Source organism: Gilliamella sp. W8136, from assembly GCF_016101285.1.
Taxonomy (GTDB): domain Bacteria; phylum Pseudomonadota; class Gammaproteobacteria; order Enterobacterales; family Orbaceae; genus Gilliamella; species Gilliamella apicola_N.
Genome location: NZ_JACFQU010000007.1, coordinates 109,232 through 125,156, shown reverse-complemented (window position 1 = coordinate 125,156; position 15,925 = coordinate 109,232). Strand labels below are relative to the sequence as shown.

Genomic DNA, 15,925 nt, shown 5'->3' with positions numbered 1-15,925 from the left:
ATAAACAGGGTATTGATTTATAGTATGATGAATAAAATTCATTAATCCAACCCGATATGTATAACTTTAATGAACTAAATTACTTTATAACGATAGCCCAAGCGGGCAGTTTTGCAAAAGCGGCCAAGTCTTTACAAATTTCTCCCTCGGCACTGAGTCATAGTATGCGTAATTTAGAGAGCCGTCTTGATTTACGATTATTTAATCGTACCACCCGCAGTATGTCATTAACCGAAGCAGGCGAACAGTTATTTAAGCAAGTTGCCCCCTTATTCAAATCGATTAATGACGAAGTTCATGCCTTAGCAAATTTTCTTGAAACGCCGTCGGGAACAATCAGAATTAATTCGACAAGTCTTGCGGTAGAAATGATTCTTTATCCTAAATTGCGCGATTTTTTAACTCAATATCCTCAAATAAAAGTTGAAATTCAAGCCGACAATAATTGGGTCGATATTGTTGAACAAGGTTTTGATATGGGCTGCCGTATCGGTGACGATCTCGCTAAAGATATGGTTGCAGTAAAAATATCAGAGCCGTTAAAAATGGCATTGGTTGCCAGCCCAGATTATTTAAAAAATACCACAAAACCCAAGCATATTAATGATTTAGATCATCATAAATTAATAGGATTAAGAATCTCTTCTCATCATGGTGCAGAATTATCATGGGAATTTAACGATAATGGTAATACTCTAATTTATCATCCTTCATCACAATTAATTTTTAATAATCATCTCCGTAAACAGGCAGCATTAGACGGTTTAGGTATTACTTGGGTGGGTCGGTTAGAAGTAGAAGAAGAATTAGCAAAAGGAACATTAGTTGAATTATTAGCCGATTTTGCCATGACCTATGAACCATTTTATATCTATTACCCAAGCCGAAAAGGTCATTCAAATGTATTTAAATTGATTTTAGAAGCGTTGAAATACTAATTCACTCAAGTTGAACAAAGAATATACTGTTTTAGTTAACTCTATTTTTTTCTGAACTCTAAGCAAAAACTGACACTTTTTGACAAATACCCTTTTATCGATTCCGAATAGTTCATTTTATTCAATCCAATAAACAGTCAATAAAGTTTAATTAATCATAAATAGATAAACAAATATTAAATAATAAACTCAATTAAATTTAATAATTAACATCAAATTTGTAAAAATTATTCAGGAGTCTATACCGTTTTATTTTTTATAAAATTCTAACAAACAGTCAATAAGGTTTGATTAATCATAAATAGATAAACGCATGTTGAATAATAAATTCAATTATATTAACTATTTAACACCAAGTCTGTAAAAATTATTCAGGAGTCTATACCGTTTCATTTTTTATAAAATTCTAACAAACAGTCAATAAGGTTTGATTAATCATAAATAGATAAACGAATGTTAAATGATAATATCCAATTATATTAAATAGTTAACACCAAATCTGTAAAAATTATTCAGGAGTTTATACCGTTTCATTTTTTATAAAATTCTGACAAACCGTCAATAAGGTTTAATTATTTATAAATAGATAAACGAATATTAAATGATAAATCCAATTATATTAAATAATTAACATCAAATCTGTAAAAATTTTTCAGGAGTCTATACCGTTTTATTTTCTTGTCTGAATTTTAGTTTTAGATAGAATCTATTGCTAAGTTTTTTATACAAGAGAACTTAATGATCATTGCACTTGAATAAACCGCCCTTCCTCATTCATTTTATAGTAAGTTTTACTTAATAATTTGGGTGATTGATTATTTCGGTGTTCGACTTGATTGAGTGTAATGAGATAATTGGCATCAATAGAATACTCTGTAATGATTCCCCCATCCTCTAATTCATAGATTTCACCAATTTCTAATCGGTCAATTACATCAAAATCATTTGTCAGGCTTATTAGGGATAGATTACCCGATGAATTTTCATTATATGTAAAAAGTAATAACAATTTTATTTTTTTGTTAGATTTTATCTTTAAAAGCATTAGATCACTTTCTTCAATATTGCCTTTAAAAAAGTAATTAAATTGATTATTTATTGGAGTAAAAACACCAAGTTCATTTTCACTAGACCAATAACGATTATTTAATGGTAGATGGGTTAAATTCAGTTTACTTTCAATATTTGCTAATTCATGCTGTATTTCTTGTTTGATTTTGAACGCCAAAACAATTTCATTATTAGTGAACAAAAATAGGTAATTGGAAATAACGACTACCGACTGATTTAGATCATAGAACGTTGGCAATGTGTTAATTGTATAATGTTGATAATCTTGTTGCTGATAAGTTAAATTTAATTTTTCCAAGATGTTATTTAGTAATCGCTGGTTAGCTGGCGATAAGTCATCGGGCGTTTGATTTAAATTTACGCTATGAGTTTCATCAATAATCAATTTATCTTTTGCACTTTTAATTACTATGCTTTTTATTTTCTTCAATTGATTATGAAATATTTCAGGTTCAATGGACTCATTAGAGAGATGATCAATTGCAACTAATTGCCATTTTATAGTCTCTTGGCTTAGTAGGATATTAGCATTATTCTTTACTTGGTTTGCATTGACTTGCAATGCAAAAAAACAGCATAAAAATAGAAAAATGGATCTATTGATGATTTTTAGCATTTTTACTTCCTGTAAGAAATTATTGATGAATGTGATGCATCTCTTATCGTTTAATATTATAGTTAATAGGCTATCGCCCTATTTTTCTAACTCTCTCCAACTCAAGTAAAAGTTTATAAGAACAAGTCGGATTAAAAATTAGATCTTACTAACAGTCAATTTTTTGATAATTAGCTCGTTTAATAAGCGATCGTTTTCCTCTCAATGGTACTAAGGATTGATTGTTGGTTTACATCACTTAAATCAAATTTTAGATTTTACGACTTTTATTAATTATTTTGTACTCAATTTATATCAATTAATTGTGACCTAAAATCGATTTTTTACTGAAACACATGCATGACCTGAAACTTTTTTACAAGAAAAATGCATCATTTTAAATCAATTTATTATGACTGCTGTAATTATAGTCTATTAAGCCTTGACGATTTATAAAGCCAATGCTACTATTTGCCACCTGTTGAGACAGAGCACTACGGCGCGTTGGCAGAGTGGCCATGCTGCGGATTGCAAATCCGTCTACCTCGGTTCGACTCCGGGACGCGCCTCCATAAACTTTTCAAAATAACACATCGTTAATATCCACTTCCCTTTAAGTTATCGTTTAGTTTACCTATTCAAAATTAATAATAAATCGAATAAATCTTAGATAAGTACTTAATCAATTCTATTATTTTAACTATCATTAGTTTAAATAATTGTTTAAATAATTGAATTAAGATTAATGATTGCTTTCTTTGTGTGCAATTTAAAATATTTTTCAATTTTTGAACTTATTTACTATACTGACGTTCAGGTATTTCAATTTCGAGGTGAGCATGATTAATTTGAAACTCAGGGAAGTAAAAAATGACCTGTCGGTAAAAGAATTAGAGGTTGCGCAGTACATTATAAGCAATTCTCAAGCAGTAAAAAATATGAGTATTCAGACATTAGCTAAGCTCAATTGTGTCAGTACCAGTACTATTTTAAGGTTATGCAATAAACTCGGTTACAGTGGATTTAGCGACTTTAAAGTTGATCTTATTTCATCATCACCACAAAAATTAAGTACGGACATCTTACAAGATGACATTAATCTTAATGATACCTTGCAAGATGTGAATAGAAAAGTTCAGGCTATGGAAAAATCTTCTATCGATGATACCCATTCAATCGTAAACCTTAACGCATTGGATAACGCCATTGATTTGATTATAGCGAGTAACAAGATCGTTATTTTTGGGGTGGGCAGTAGCGGTTTAGTTGGAAAAGAGTTGGAGTATCAACTCATTAAAATTAAAAAAGATGTTAACTGCCATTTTGATTCGCATATCAGCCGAAGTATTGTTAGCACGCTCGGTAAAAATGATTTGATCATTATTATTTCACATTCAGGTGAAACACCAGAATGTGTGGAGCTATTAAAACTTGCCGAAAGTTTAAAAGTGCCCTCTATTGCAATCACAAAAATGGGGCAAAGTCAGATATCTTTATTAGCAAACATTGTGTTACATACTACCTCGATGGAGCATGCTTCACGACTGATTCCAATTCGTTCTAAAATTTCGCAAATATCGGTTATGAATATGTTACTGACCAATTTATTCATCCGAAAATATGATGAACATTTGCTTGAGCAGACTCAAAGTCGCGAAAAACGTAAATATCCTCATCATAAATAACGGTTTTAAAAGATATTATTTTAATTTCTACTCAAAGATACATTAGCGCTTTTTACTCATTAAGCTTTAATGTTGTCCCATTCCCTTTCTTATTGGATTGTTTAAACCTTTCAAATCATGAATAAAACATTAAGTTATTCAACGATTTTTTTAACTAAACATGATCCAGTTCACAAATTCCTAAAAATCTAAAAAAAAAAGGATGACTTAATTTTCACTTAGATGTAATTTTATTACTAAATATTTATTAATTTAAAGTAACATTATTACATTTTGTTAAATGTAGTTTGGATAAAGGAAACTGAAAATGGAACAACAATTACCCATTATTTTAGCCAGTCATGGCCCTTTTGCCCAAGGTGCGCTTGAATGTGCTCAGATGCTTATGGGGCAACAACAAGATATCAAAGTAATATCGGTTTTAGTTGATAGCAATATTGATAATCTACGTCAGCAGATGGCTGAAAGTTATCAGAGTCTGAATAAAGGTGACGGTGTCATTATTCTCGTTGATATTATGGGGGGTACGCCGTGTAATCTTGCCGGTGAACTATTAATACAACATGGTGATGTATTGCTATTTAGTGGGTTTAATATTCCCGTATTGCTTGAAGTTTTAAATAATCGAGAAGGATCACTTAACGACGTTAAAGCTGCCATTGAAGAAGTTTTTCCGCAAAGCTGTGTTGACGTTGCACAAGTACTAAATTCTCAACGAGAACAATCTACTGATTTGTAAGGAGAACAATATGCCAATTAATGTAGCAAGAATCGACGATCGTCTTATTCACGGACAAGTTATCACTACTTGGGTAAAAAATTATAATATTGAACAAGTTCTAGTGATTAATGATAAAGTTGCCAACGATAAAGTTCAACAATCGGTTTTAACCATGTCTGCCCCACCAGAATTAAAAGTCTTAGTATTTGGCGTTCAACAATTTATTGAAATCCTCAAAAAAACACCTATCAAAAAACGCACTATGTTGTTATTTACCAACAGCATTGATGTCGATGCGCTGGTATCAGGAGGATTAGAGCTTGAAAAACTTAACGTTGGCGGAATGCGCATGCAAGAAGGACGCCATCAATTATCACGAGCGGTTTCCGTTACGCCTGAAGAAGAACAAGCATTCAAAAATCTGATTGAAAAAAATGTGATTGTTGAGATTCAAATGGTTCCCAAAGATCCCGTTGTTTTACTCAAAACACTGATTAATTAGTCTTAATTAGCTATTTATTAATTATATTTGGAGGTTAACCTATGTTAACACAGGCTATTCTTGTCGCCATTTGGGCGGGAATCTGTTCATTAGATGATGTTGGTCCACAAATGCTACGTCGACCATTATTAACAGGAACGATAGCTGGCATTATTATGGGCGATCTGGTTCAAGGACTTGCAATCAGTGCCACTCTTGAACTTATGTGGATGGGTATTGGTAATGTGGGTGCCTATTCCGCACCTGATATTGTTGCAGGTTCGATAATTGGTGTTTCGCTCGGCATTGCAACTCAAGGTGGAATTGCTGCAGGTGTCGCATTAGCGCTTCCTGTTTCAATACTTTGCCAGCAGTTATTGATTGTTTGGCGATCTTTTGCTTGCTTTCTAAATCCATTGGCAGAAAAAAGTATTCAAAATGGGAGTTATAAGGGACTGGTCAAAGTTCATTACTTTTCTACACCGGTTTGGTTCTTGATTCGTGCTGTACCTTGTTTCTTAGCAATCTATTTTGGTAGTGATTTAATTAAAACCATTTTAGATGCGATTCCGAAAGATATCATTACAGGTATGGGCGTTGCGTCAAAATTAATTCCTGCTGTGGGTATCTGTATTTTATTACTCATGCTCTTAAAAGGGACTATGTGGTTTTTCTTTTTACTCGGTTTTGTATTAACCAGTTATCTTAAATTACCGATTATCCCAATTACTTTCATTGCACTGGCGTTTGCGGTTCTATATGACATGGCGTTTATGGCTGGTAAAAAGAATGAAAATTCAAGTAGTAACACAGAGGATAAATCTACAGTAAATAATAGTGCAGTTGAAGAGGAGTATGATCTATGAATAACGAAAAGAAAATTACCAAAAAAGATCTCAATAGTGTCTTTTGGCGTATACAAACCATACCTTTTTCTTTTAATTATGAAAAATTACAAACCATCGGTTTTGCACATTGCATGATCCCTATTTTAGATCGGCTTTATAAAGATGCCGATAAAGAAACTCGCATCCGTGCCATGAAACGTCACTTTGAGTTTTTTAACACTCAAGTTAACGCTGGGGCATTGATATTGGGTGTTACAGCTGCAATGGAAGAAAAAACCACAGAAGAAGAAAAAGATGCGGTAATTTCATTAAAAGCGGGTTTAATGGGACCTTTTGCCGGATTGGGCGATAGCTTATTAAAATTCACTTGGATGCCAATTTGTGGCAGTATCGGCGCAGCTTTTGCTTTACAAGGTAATGTGATTGGACCGATATTGATGTTCTTTATTTATAATTTAGTCAATATTTTCACCAAATATTTCTTTGTTCACTATGGCTACAATAAAGGGGTTGATCTTATTGAACAATCTAAAAATTCAAATATCATTCAAAGAATTAGTAATTTAGCCAATGTGGTGGGTGTGATGGTGCTCGGCTCTCTCATTGCCACGACCGTTAAAGTTTCAACGCCCCTATTAATAGAAGTTGGTGAACAGTCAATCAAAGTACAAGATATGTTTGATAAAGTCATGCCGAATTTATTAACTATCCTTTTTGCTTTAGGTGTGTTTTATTTAGTCAGAAAATTCCAAGGAAAATATACTGTTTCATTAATCATAGCAGTAATGGTGATTGGAGTGATTCTTTCGATGTTGGGTATACTACATTAATTAGGTAAAAAACGATGGAAAAACAAAATAAAGAAGCTGTATCAGCAGTGCGTAATAATCAAGGACAAATCGTCATAACATTTGATTCATTAGATCAACAATCCGTTGATCTTTATTGGACTCAAGAGGCTAATGCCCATACCCAAGCTAAAACATTGATTGGCAAAAATGTACAAAGTCCGGTGATTTTTGATGATCCGTTACAAGCTAAAAAGCGTATTTATTTCATTTTAGAAAAGGGAGGTCAATCACCCTTAATATTTGGTGAAAGAACGTTACCAATAACCGGTTTGAATAATTTCCGAGATTTTGGTGGTTATGTTGGTGCGAACGGTAAACGTGTTAAATGGGGACAATTATATCGTTCCAATCATCTTCATGGTTTAAAACCCGATGCCCAACAATATATTACTGCATTAAATATTAAAACAATTATTGATTATCGCAGTGCTAATGAAATTAAAACCAGTCCTAATTCATCCATTGGGGAAAAACAGACGTTTCATTTAGATGCATCAGCTCAAACGGCGGAACTTGCAGCTCAATTTGCAGCCGACCCAAGCAATGAAGATCAAGCATTGATTGAGAGTGTACTAAGAGATATTCCTCGAGAATTAGTTAATGGCGATGGCATACAAGTGCTTGAACAATATCGTAACTTTGTGTTAAGTGAAAAATCTAAAAATGCCTATCGACAAATGTTAAAAGCCGTTTTAGATGCCGACAACAGCCCAAGTCTTCAACATTGTCGAGGCGGTAAAGATAGAACGGGATATGGTGTATTATTGATCCAAATTATGTTAGGTGTATCTGAATCCGATATTATTTATGATTATATGCTGACTCATGATAATCGTTTAGAGCGAAATAAAATCAAAATGGCTGCCTATCGTAAGATTACCGATGATGAAGATGTACTCGGTTATTTATTGAGTTTAATCGATACCCGCGTCAGTTTTATGATGGAAATTCTTGATACAATGAAAAAAGTGGCTGGCTCACCAGCAAATTACATTAAGCAAGAGTTAGGTTTTACAGATCAAGATTTTAAAACCATGCAAGATCTTTATTTAGAATAATAACTTATTGCAATCATTCTTTTAAAAGCGCAAATAATGAAGTGACCCCATAAAGTTGGACACTTTTATTAAGCGGCTTGTAAGGCCTGATTTCGATATTCAACCGGAGTCAGGCCTTTTAATTTGGCTTTAATCCGTTTGGTGTTGTAGTATTCTATATATTCTTCTATTTTTTCAATCAATTCATCTGCATCATAGTGAGTAATGCTTGGATCGGATGCTTCATAATAAACTTATCAAATCGTTTAACCTGACTACGGCAAGAATACCCTGTTGTCAAACAACGTTCTTTAGGATAGCTGGTCAATGCTTGTTGCCAAGATAATTCATATAACTGTTTTGATGCGGTAAGATTATTAACTTCATGCCCATAAGTGCCCGCCATACCACAACACCCTACTCGGATTGGTTGTAAATCAGTACCAAACTGTTTAAAAATCTGTTGCCACTGTTGATTACTGGCGGGTAATTGCGTCGTTTCGCTACAATGCCCTAGCAAATACCATTTTTCTCTATCAGTTGTTTTTAATTGTGGGCTGTTTGGCAAGTGGTCAGCAATATTGGTTAACCATTCATGTGAAAGTAATACCTTAAAATTACTGACTTTATCTTGAAGTATAAGTTTATATTCATCTCGATAGCAAAGTACCAATGCAGGATCGACCCCAACCATGGGTATACCCAATTGAGCTATTTGTGATAATACCTGTGCAGCTGTTTGTGCCGTCTTGGCAAATTGCTTTAAAAACCCTTTTATGTGTTGAGCTTTACCGTTGGGTACAAATGGTAAAACGACGGGTTTATATCCTAACGTTTCGATCAGGCAGACAAAATCATAGACCACTTTGGCATCATAATAGCTGGTAAATGGATCTTGAACGACAAGTACATACTTAGCGCGCTCCTCTTGTGAAAATTTCTGTAGTTGTTCAAGTTTGATATTTGCAGTGTTATGACCAATCAATTGTTTTTTTAATGTTGGCACAGACAACATAGGTAAACTGGCCATACCCACGGTTTTATTAGTCACATATTCTGTAACGGGCATCTTCATAAAAAAATTAAAAAAGCGTGGTGCTTTTGCCATTAAAGGCAGGTATGACTCAATATTTCCCAGCAAGTAATCGCGCACAGGTCTTAAATAACGGGTGTGATATAACTGTAAAAAACGCGCTTTGAAATCAGGTACATCGATCTTAATCGGACATTGTGTTGAACACGCTTTACATGACAAACAATGATTCATTGAATCTTTTACATCATGTGAAAAGTCATATTCTCCAAATTTTGCTTTAACGGTGTTGGCTATTTTTTTAGCAAATACAACTAACGAACTGTGTTTTGTTGTTAATAACGAATTAAGTTCTTGTTCTGTCATACCTAATTTAACCATTAAACGTAGCCATTCGCGCACTAAGGTTGCTCGGCCTTTTGGTGAATAAACTCGATTACCTGATAACTTCATCGATGGACACATGGGACTATTCACATCAAAATTGAAACAAAGACCATTACCATTACATTCTGTTGCTCCGTGAAAAACTTCTTTAACACTTAATGAAATTTGGCGATCATAAAAGCCCCGTGTGGTAGAATCGACGGTTAACATGCCCTCATCAACACCTAAAGGTGGACAAATTTTTCCCGGATTTAAACGATTATGGGGATCAAAAGCAGTTTTAATTGTTCTTAAACCTTGATATAACTCTTCACCAAAAAAAGCAGGACTGTATTCACTACGAAACCCTTTACCATGTTCACCCCATAGTAATCCGCCATATTTAGCAGTTAGAGCGACAACTTGATCAGAAATAGTTTTCATCAGTTTTTCTTGTTCAGGAACGCACATATCCAAAGCTGGGCGAACATGCAATACTCCTGAATCAACATGGCCAAACATACCATAAGACAAATGATGACTATCAAGCAAAGCTCGAAATCCAGCGATATATTCCGCTAAATGCTGCGGAGGCACGCATGTATCTTCAACAAAAGGAATCGGTTTACGCATTCCTTTAGCATTACCAAGTAATCCCACCGCTTTTTTTCGCATTGCATAGATCTTCTCAATTTCATCTAAGTTTTCACATGTTTGATAACCTATGATACCTAAGGAATGATTTATCATTAGTTTGTCAATTTGCTTACTTAAGTTATCGAGTTTACCTTTAGTCAACTCATAATCATTACCTGCAAACTCAACAATATTGATACCTTGCATATCATGCCCGATAACATCGGTAATTAATTCTTTAATTGATTGCCAGATAATATCTTCTTTAGCCAGTCCTAAAACTTTTGAATCCACTGTTTCAACAGACAATGCTTCAGCATTTACTAAAAAGGGGGCATTACTTAATGCGGATTGAAAAGAGTCGTATTTAATATTCATTAAAAAACGATATTTTGGTTTGGGGATGATATTTAATTTAGCTTCGGTAATAAAGGCTAATGAACCCTCACTACCAGTAAGAATGCGTGTTAAGTCAAATTCGGTTAAATTATCATTGAAGACATTTTTCAGATCATAACCAGTTAAAAAGCGATTTAATTTTGGGAATTTATTTAAAATGAGTTGGCGATGATTTTTACAATATTCATATACCGTGCGGTAAATCGTTGAATCATTAGCCAGATTCTCAACTTCTGTAATACTTTTTTTGTTTGTTTCAAGGATCTCACCATTAATTAATACGGCTTTAACGCTTAAAACATGATTGGATGTTTTTCCATAAACCATCGAGCCTTGTCCTGAGGCATCGGTATTTATCATTCCACCAATCGTAGCTCGATTACTAGTAGATAATTCGGGTGCAAAAAAGTAATCGTACGGTTTTAAATATTCATTAAGTTGATCTTTGACCACCCCTGCTTGAACTTTTACCCAACCCTCTTCAATATTGACCTCTAAAATTCGATTCATATAACGAGAAAGATCAACTACGATACCCTTATTTAAAGATTGTCCATTTGTTCCGGTACCACCCCCTCGTGGTGTAAACTTTAAAGTTTGAAAGGTGTCTTGATTGGCTAAATGCGTTATTAATTGAACATCCTCAGTTGAACGAGGAAATAATATCGCTTGTGGCATTAATTGATAAATACTGTTATCCGTTGCCATAGTCAAACACGAAGCATAATCGCTTGCTATATCACCGGTAAAGCCAGATTCTTTGAGAGCAATTAAATATGTTTTTGTAACCTCATCAAGTTGAGGTGAGTTTGATAGTCTAGGGATCATAATGAATCTAGTTAATAATAAATCTTATACTTAGTGTAATCCAAGTATCAAGCTCGGTCAAAGTTTATTCAATTAATATTCAATGAGTTGTCATGTAATTTCGCTTTTAAAAAATGCCTCAATTTAAGGTTGGATAATGATAGATCCAAGTGATATCAGGATGATTGGCAAAAGCACTCGGGAATAGATAATCACCGCTAAAGAAAGGAAATTGGGTATGCTGCCATTGAACTGTAAAGTCTGGCTGGTACTTTATAATCGCGTCATACAGCAATGTTGTACAATATAAATGAGGTTCCTCGCGAGAAGCTAAAACAAAAGCTTGTCCTTGTTTAGTCAAAAGCTCATTAGCGATTTGCTGGTTTTGAATTTCAGATAAAAAATTGGGTCTTGCTATCGCATATTTTTCAGCGAGTTCTGGTGTGATAAATTCATCAAAACTTGAAATAATGACCTGATTAGGGTAATTCTCATCATCACTAGTAGTGGCATGAATAATTTTGATATCTGGGTTGATTGATACCACCATCCCAATATGGGAAAATTTACCTCCACTAAATTGATGAGCAATTAGACTATCTACTTGTACGCCTTTTCTAAAAATCCAATCTCCGACTTTGATGTTATAAGATAAATTATCATGTTGATGCGTAAATTGCTCCCTTTCATCAGCCCAAACTAAATTGAGTAATAGAATAAAAATAATAGGAATAAAACGATAAACTTTCATTAAAGTAATTTCCAAAATATAAAAGGGCAAAACTATTTTGCCCTTTTATTATCAATTATATCAATCAATATATACTATCTATTTAAATTTTAAATGCTACTAGCCATTTACCATTAACTTTTATAACAGTTGTTGCACCATGTACTTCATCTTTAGTACCATCTTTGAAATAAGTAGTAGCTAGAACTTTTGCTTCTGTTTTTTCTTCATTGGTATAGTTAACAAGAGTACATTCAATTTTATCAACCCCACCATGCTTTTTGCCAAGCTCAGCAGCTTCATCGACAGCCATTTTCATTTTGCTTTTTACCATACCTTCCATTAACATCATATCAGAAGAATTCTTCTCTTCAGGAAAGTAAAGCAAACTAGTAACTTTATCAAGATCGCCTTTATACATAGCAGACATAAATTCTTTGGCAGCGCCTTCCGGTCCATCTTCTTGCGAAGAGCATGCTGTTATCATAAGTGCTAATAAAAAAACACTAAAAAATTTCACAAATAATTTCATTTTTATTTCCAATCGTGTTGTTATAAATTCATGTAATAGCTTACTTTCTCTTCAATAGAGATATCAAAAAGAAAGCGTTAGAATAATACTATGTATAAAAATATTTGCAAGCTAACTTTTATACAAATTCAATTTTATTAAATAAATTTCAATAGGATATCTTGCCATTGCTGTTCTAAATTGGCTTCTATGACAATGGGTTTATGACTGATTGGATGGGTGATTTGTAACTTACTGGCATGCAACATCAGTCGCTTTATCGAGAAAAATTCGGCAAAAGCACGGTTTTGATGTAAATCGCCATGTTTACTGTCGCCCAAAATAGGATGGAAAATGTGTTTCATATGACGGCGTAATTGATGTTTACGGCCCGTTTTAGGTTTTAATTCAACAAAACTGTATCGAGCAGTATCAAATTTGCCCACTTTTATTGGAACTTCAATTTTACTAATTCCTCGATAAGCCGTTACTGCTTCTTGAGCGGGTTTATTGGTGTCTGCAAATTTATCCGCAATTTTATCGAGTTCTTCCACTAATGGATAATCAATAATAGCTTCACCTTCAACATAACCTCGCACAATGGCATGATATGTTTTTTCAATTTGCTTTGTTGCAAATTGTTCAGACATTAAACGAGCAATTTCACTTGATAGTGCAAAGAGTAATACACCAGAAGTAGGCCTATCAAGCCTATGTACAGGAAACACATGTTGACCAATTTGGTCACGCAATGTTTGCATAACCACTACTGTTTCATGCTTATCTAACCAACTGCGATGCACAAGCCAACCACTTGGCTTGTTTATCGCAATTAAGTCATTATCTTGATATAGAATTTCAAACACAGCGTATTAATTATAAAAACAGTTTTTCTAATTCTGCTGCTATACTTGGACTATTATTATCACCTATGGCATAGCTGGCTTTGGCTTTGACTTCTTCATCGGCATTACCCATCGCAATTCCTAATCCCGCAAGAGATAACATACTAATATCGTTATAGCTATCACCAAAAGCAACAATTTCGCTTAGATCGATGTTCTCAAGCGCAGCCCAATGACTTAAACCATTACCTTTTGTATTGCCTTTTATGGCAACATCGGCACGATTAGACCAAGACCATTCACATGAAAAACATCCCAGCGCGTCAACTGCCTTTGAAAACTCTTGTAACACTGGAATGTTGTGACTACTGGTTGCAAATTTGTATACGGCTTTCGCTTCTTCAATAACCTTTTCAAAGCTCTCTACTTTGTCGATTTCAGGTTGTAAGTAATCGGGTAATGAGTGAACCCATTTAAAAAATCCTTCAAGATGATCATCAAGCACTTCATATGTCATCACTCTATCGGTATAAATTAAAGTATGGATACCATATTGATGAACTAGGTTAAGTAGCGTTTTAGCCTGCTCTTTGGTCATTGGTTTGGCTGCTAATGATTGTTGTTTTTCAAAATCATATAAATAGGTGCCGTTACAACAGATCGCTGGTGTTGATAATTGAAGTTGATAATAATAAGGATAAATAACACTATGGTGACGACCAGATACTAATATAACTTTTACCCCTTTCGAACTGATTTTTTTGATCATTTCGGCCGTTTCAGGTAACACAAGTCGGTCAGTTGTTAATAAGGTACCATCCATATCGAACGCAACAGCTTTATACTTCATACATTTCCTCTTCTATCTTTTCTATCGAACCAGCTAAACATTTTATTGATAATTATTTAGGTAATCCATAAGGTAATCTTATGGATCACCAATTTAAAATTCAATTTTTTGGCGACCAACAAATGAGTGCGATAAAGTTGTACCATCAACCATTTCAAGCTCACCACCAACAGGTACGCCGTGGGCAATTCTTGTTGCCACAACGTTAAATTCACCACACATTTGCGCGATATAATTAGCAGTAGCATCCCCCTCAACCGTTGGATTAGTCGCTAAAATCACTTCATTAATCGCTTCTGATGCTAATTTTTTTTTCAATAAATCCAGACCTATATCGCTTGGACCAATGCCATCTAATGGTGATAGGTGACCTAACAAGACAAAATAACGTCCACTATACTGACCTGTTTGCTCAATAGCAACAATATCAGCGGGTGTTTCAACTACGCAAAGTTGTCCACTGCTTTGGCGTCGAACATTGGCACAAATTGTACAAGTTTCTTGTTCAGTAAAGGTTCGACACTCATTACAGTGACCAATATTAATCATCGCTTCATGAAGTTCATGAGCTAATTTAATACCACCTTGTCGATTGCGTTGTAATAAATGAAAAGCCATTCTTTGTGCGGATTTGGGACCAACCCCAGGTAAACAGCGAAATGCTTCCATAAGAGAGTCTAATAATGGGCTAATTTGCATGAATCTATTTTGTTACCATCTATTTTATTTAGTATTAATGATACCTTGTTTCAAAAATCTATAAAACAAGAAATACGTTATTATTTCAATTTAATTATATTTTGTTATGAAAAACCGTTGAGATAAAAATGACGAAAATAAAAAACCGTTACCAATGCTGATTAACAATAATTTCAATGTTTATTTTTGCTTTTGAAAAGCCAACTTTTCGGTTCCTCCCCTTTAAAAAGTCGCATAATATTACTACTGTGGCGAATTATAATAACACAAGAGAGCATTGTAACGGGTAACGTTAATTCTGCTTTAAAAATCCAAACATACAACGGGGCAAAAAGAAATCCAACAATTGATGCAACGGATGAATAACCTGTTACGAATAATGCCAATAACCAAGTCAAAATAAAGCAGCCAGTAAAATCGAGACCTATTGGCATCATCATGCCTAATGCTGTTGCGACCCCTTTACCACCATGAAAGCCAAAAAAACAAGGGAAAATGTGCCCAAGGCATGCTGCAATGCCCACCATACCAAGGAAAAAAGGTGAAATACCGATCCGATAAGCAATATAAACAGGTATTGTACCTTTTAACATATCAAACACTAGTACAAGCATTGCCGGAAGCTTACCATTGATTCGTAACATATTGGTCGCTCCAGGATTATGTGAACCATACTCCAATGGATTGCGCAAATGCATCATTCGACTGACGATCAAAGCGCCAGAAAGTGAACCACAGAAATAAGCGATGATGATCATCAATAATGTTTGTAATATCAAAATGCTCTCCTTGGTTCACTTTTTTGTAATAACAATAACGTTG

The 15,925-nt window shown here is 34.1% G+C and carries 15 protein-coding genes, 1 tRNA gene and 1 pseudogene; 8 read left to right on the top strand and 9 right to left on the bottom strand.

Features of this window, described 5'->3' with window-relative positions; all coding sequences use genetic code 11:
• Nucleotides 1-56: 56 nt before the first annotated feature.
• Complete coding sequence (locus H3T96_RS06075) at nt 57-938, top strand: LysR family transcriptional regulator (protein WP_144091451.1); 882 nt, start codon at nt 57-59, stop codon at nt 936-938.
• Between the two features lie 742 nt (nt 939-1,680).
• Here H3T96_RS06075 and H3T96_RS06070 read toward each other — a convergent pair.
• On the bottom strand, nt 1,681-2,625 hold the full coding sequence (locus H3T96_RS06070) for a hypothetical protein (RefSeq protein ID WP_144091450.1): 945 nt from the start codon (nt 2,623-2,625) through the stop codon (nt 1,681-1,683).
• A gap of 477 nt (nt 2,626-3,102) precedes the next feature.
• Between H3T96_RS06070 and H3T96_RS06065 the strand changes: the two genes are divergently transcribed.
• From H3T96_RS06065 to H3T96_RS06035, 7 genes are all read left to right on the top strand, one after another.
• Nucleotides 3,103-3,176: transfer RNA gene (locus H3T96_RS06065), tRNA-Cys, on the top strand.
• Nucleotides 3,177-3,443: 267 nt separating this feature from the next.
• Entirely contained in the window at nt 3,444-4,289 is an 846-nt protein-coding gene (locus tag H3T96_RS06060) for a MurR/RpiR family transcriptional regulator (RefSeq protein ID WP_144091449.1), read from the top strand.
• Between the two features lie 307 nt (nt 4,290-4,596).
• Nucleotides 4,597-5,028 carry a PTS sugar transporter subunit IIA gene (locus H3T96_RS06055; RefSeq protein WP_039130087.1) on the top strand — a complete coding sequence of 144 codons (432 nt, stop codon included), beginning with the start codon at nt 4,597-4,599 and terminating at the stop codon, nt 5,026-5,028.
• A gap of 10 nt (nt 5,029-5,038) precedes the next feature.
• Nucleotides 5,039-5,512: a PTS sugar transporter subunit IIB gene (locus H3T96_RS06050; RefSeq protein ID WP_065737145.1), complete on the top strand. Its 474-nt coding sequence runs from the start codon at nt 5,039-5,041 to the stop codon at nt 5,510-5,512.
• A gap of 41 nt (nt 5,513-5,553) precedes the next feature.
• The gene (locus H3T96_RS06045) at nt 5,554-6,357 is read left to right on the top strand and encodes a PTS sugar transporter subunit IIC (protein ID WP_039130301.1); all 804 of its coding nucleotides are present in this window, start codon (nt 5,554-5,556) and stop codon (nt 6,355-6,357) included.
• Nucleotides 6,354-7,169, top strand: coding sequence for a PTS system mannose/fructose/sorbose family transporter subunit IID (locus H3T96_RS06040; RefSeq protein WP_086326836.1), 816 nt, complete (start codon nt 6,354-6,356; stop codon nt 7,167-7,169). The genes H3T96_RS06045 and H3T96_RS06040 overlap by 4 nt, the downstream gene beginning before the upstream one ends.
• Nucleotides 7,170-7,183: 14 nt before the next feature.
• Nucleotides 7,184-8,248 (top strand): tyrosine-protein phosphatase, encoded by a 1,065-nt coding sequence (locus H3T96_RS06035; protein WP_144091448.1) that lies wholly within the window; start codon nt 7,184-7,186, stop codon nt 8,246-8,248.
• Between the two features lie 68 nt (nt 8,249-8,316).
• Here the strand turns inward: H3T96_RS06035 and H3T96_RS06030 are convergent.
• The 8 genes and pseudogenes from H3T96_RS06030 to plsY form a co-directional block, all read right to left on the bottom strand.
• Nucleotides 8,317-8,418: pseudogene (locus tag H3T96_RS06030) on the bottom strand (IS3 family transposase); the annotation flags it as partial.
• A gap of 8 nt (nt 8,419-8,426) precedes the next feature.
• Complete coding sequence (locus H3T96_RS06025; protein ID WP_144091447.1) at nt 8,427-11,489, bottom strand: FAD-binding and (Fe-S)-binding domain-containing protein; 3,063 nt, start codon at nt 11,487-11,489, stop codon at nt 8,427-8,429.
• 118 nt (nt 11,490-11,607) lie between these two features.
• On the bottom strand, nt 11,608-12,219 hold the full coding sequence (locus H3T96_RS06020; protein ID WP_144091446.1) for a YiiX/YebB-like N1pC/P60 family cysteine hydrolase: 612 nt from the start codon (nt 12,217-12,219) through the stop codon (nt 11,608-11,610).
• Between the two features lie 82 nt (nt 12,220-12,301).
• Nucleotides 12,302-12,730 (bottom strand): DUF4878 domain-containing protein, encoded by a 429-nt coding sequence (locus H3T96_RS06015; protein ID WP_144091445.1) that lies wholly within the window; start codon nt 12,728-12,730, stop codon nt 12,302-12,304.
• A 137-nt stretch (nt 12,731-12,867) separates the two neighbouring features.
• Nucleotides 12,868-13,575 carry a tRNA pseudouridine(65) synthase TruC gene (truC, locus tag H3T96_RS06010; RefSeq protein WP_086308554.1) on the bottom strand — a complete coding sequence of 236 codons (708 nt, stop codon included), beginning with the start codon at nt 13,573-13,575 and terminating at the stop codon, nt 12,868-12,870.
• A gap of 10 nt (nt 13,576-13,585) precedes the next feature.
• Nucleotides 13,586-14,404, bottom strand: coding sequence for a pyridoxal phosphatase (locus tag H3T96_RS06005; protein ID WP_086326812.1), 819 nt, complete (start codon nt 14,402-14,404; stop codon nt 13,586-13,588).
• A gap of 93 nt (nt 14,405-14,497) precedes the next feature.
• Nucleotides 14,498-15,103 carry a recombination mediator RecR gene (gene recR, locus H3T96_RS06000; protein WP_086326811.1) on the bottom strand — a complete coding sequence of 202 codons (606 nt, stop codon included), beginning with the start codon at nt 15,101-15,103 and terminating at the stop codon, nt 14,498-14,500.
• Between the two features lie 173 nt (nt 15,104-15,276).
• Entirely contained in the window at nt 15,277-15,882 is a 606-nt protein-coding gene (plsY, locus tag H3T96_RS05995; protein ID WP_216355782.1) for a glycerol-3-phosphate 1-O-acyltransferase PlsY, read from the bottom strand.
• Nucleotides 15,883-15,925 lie beyond the last annotated feature (43 nt).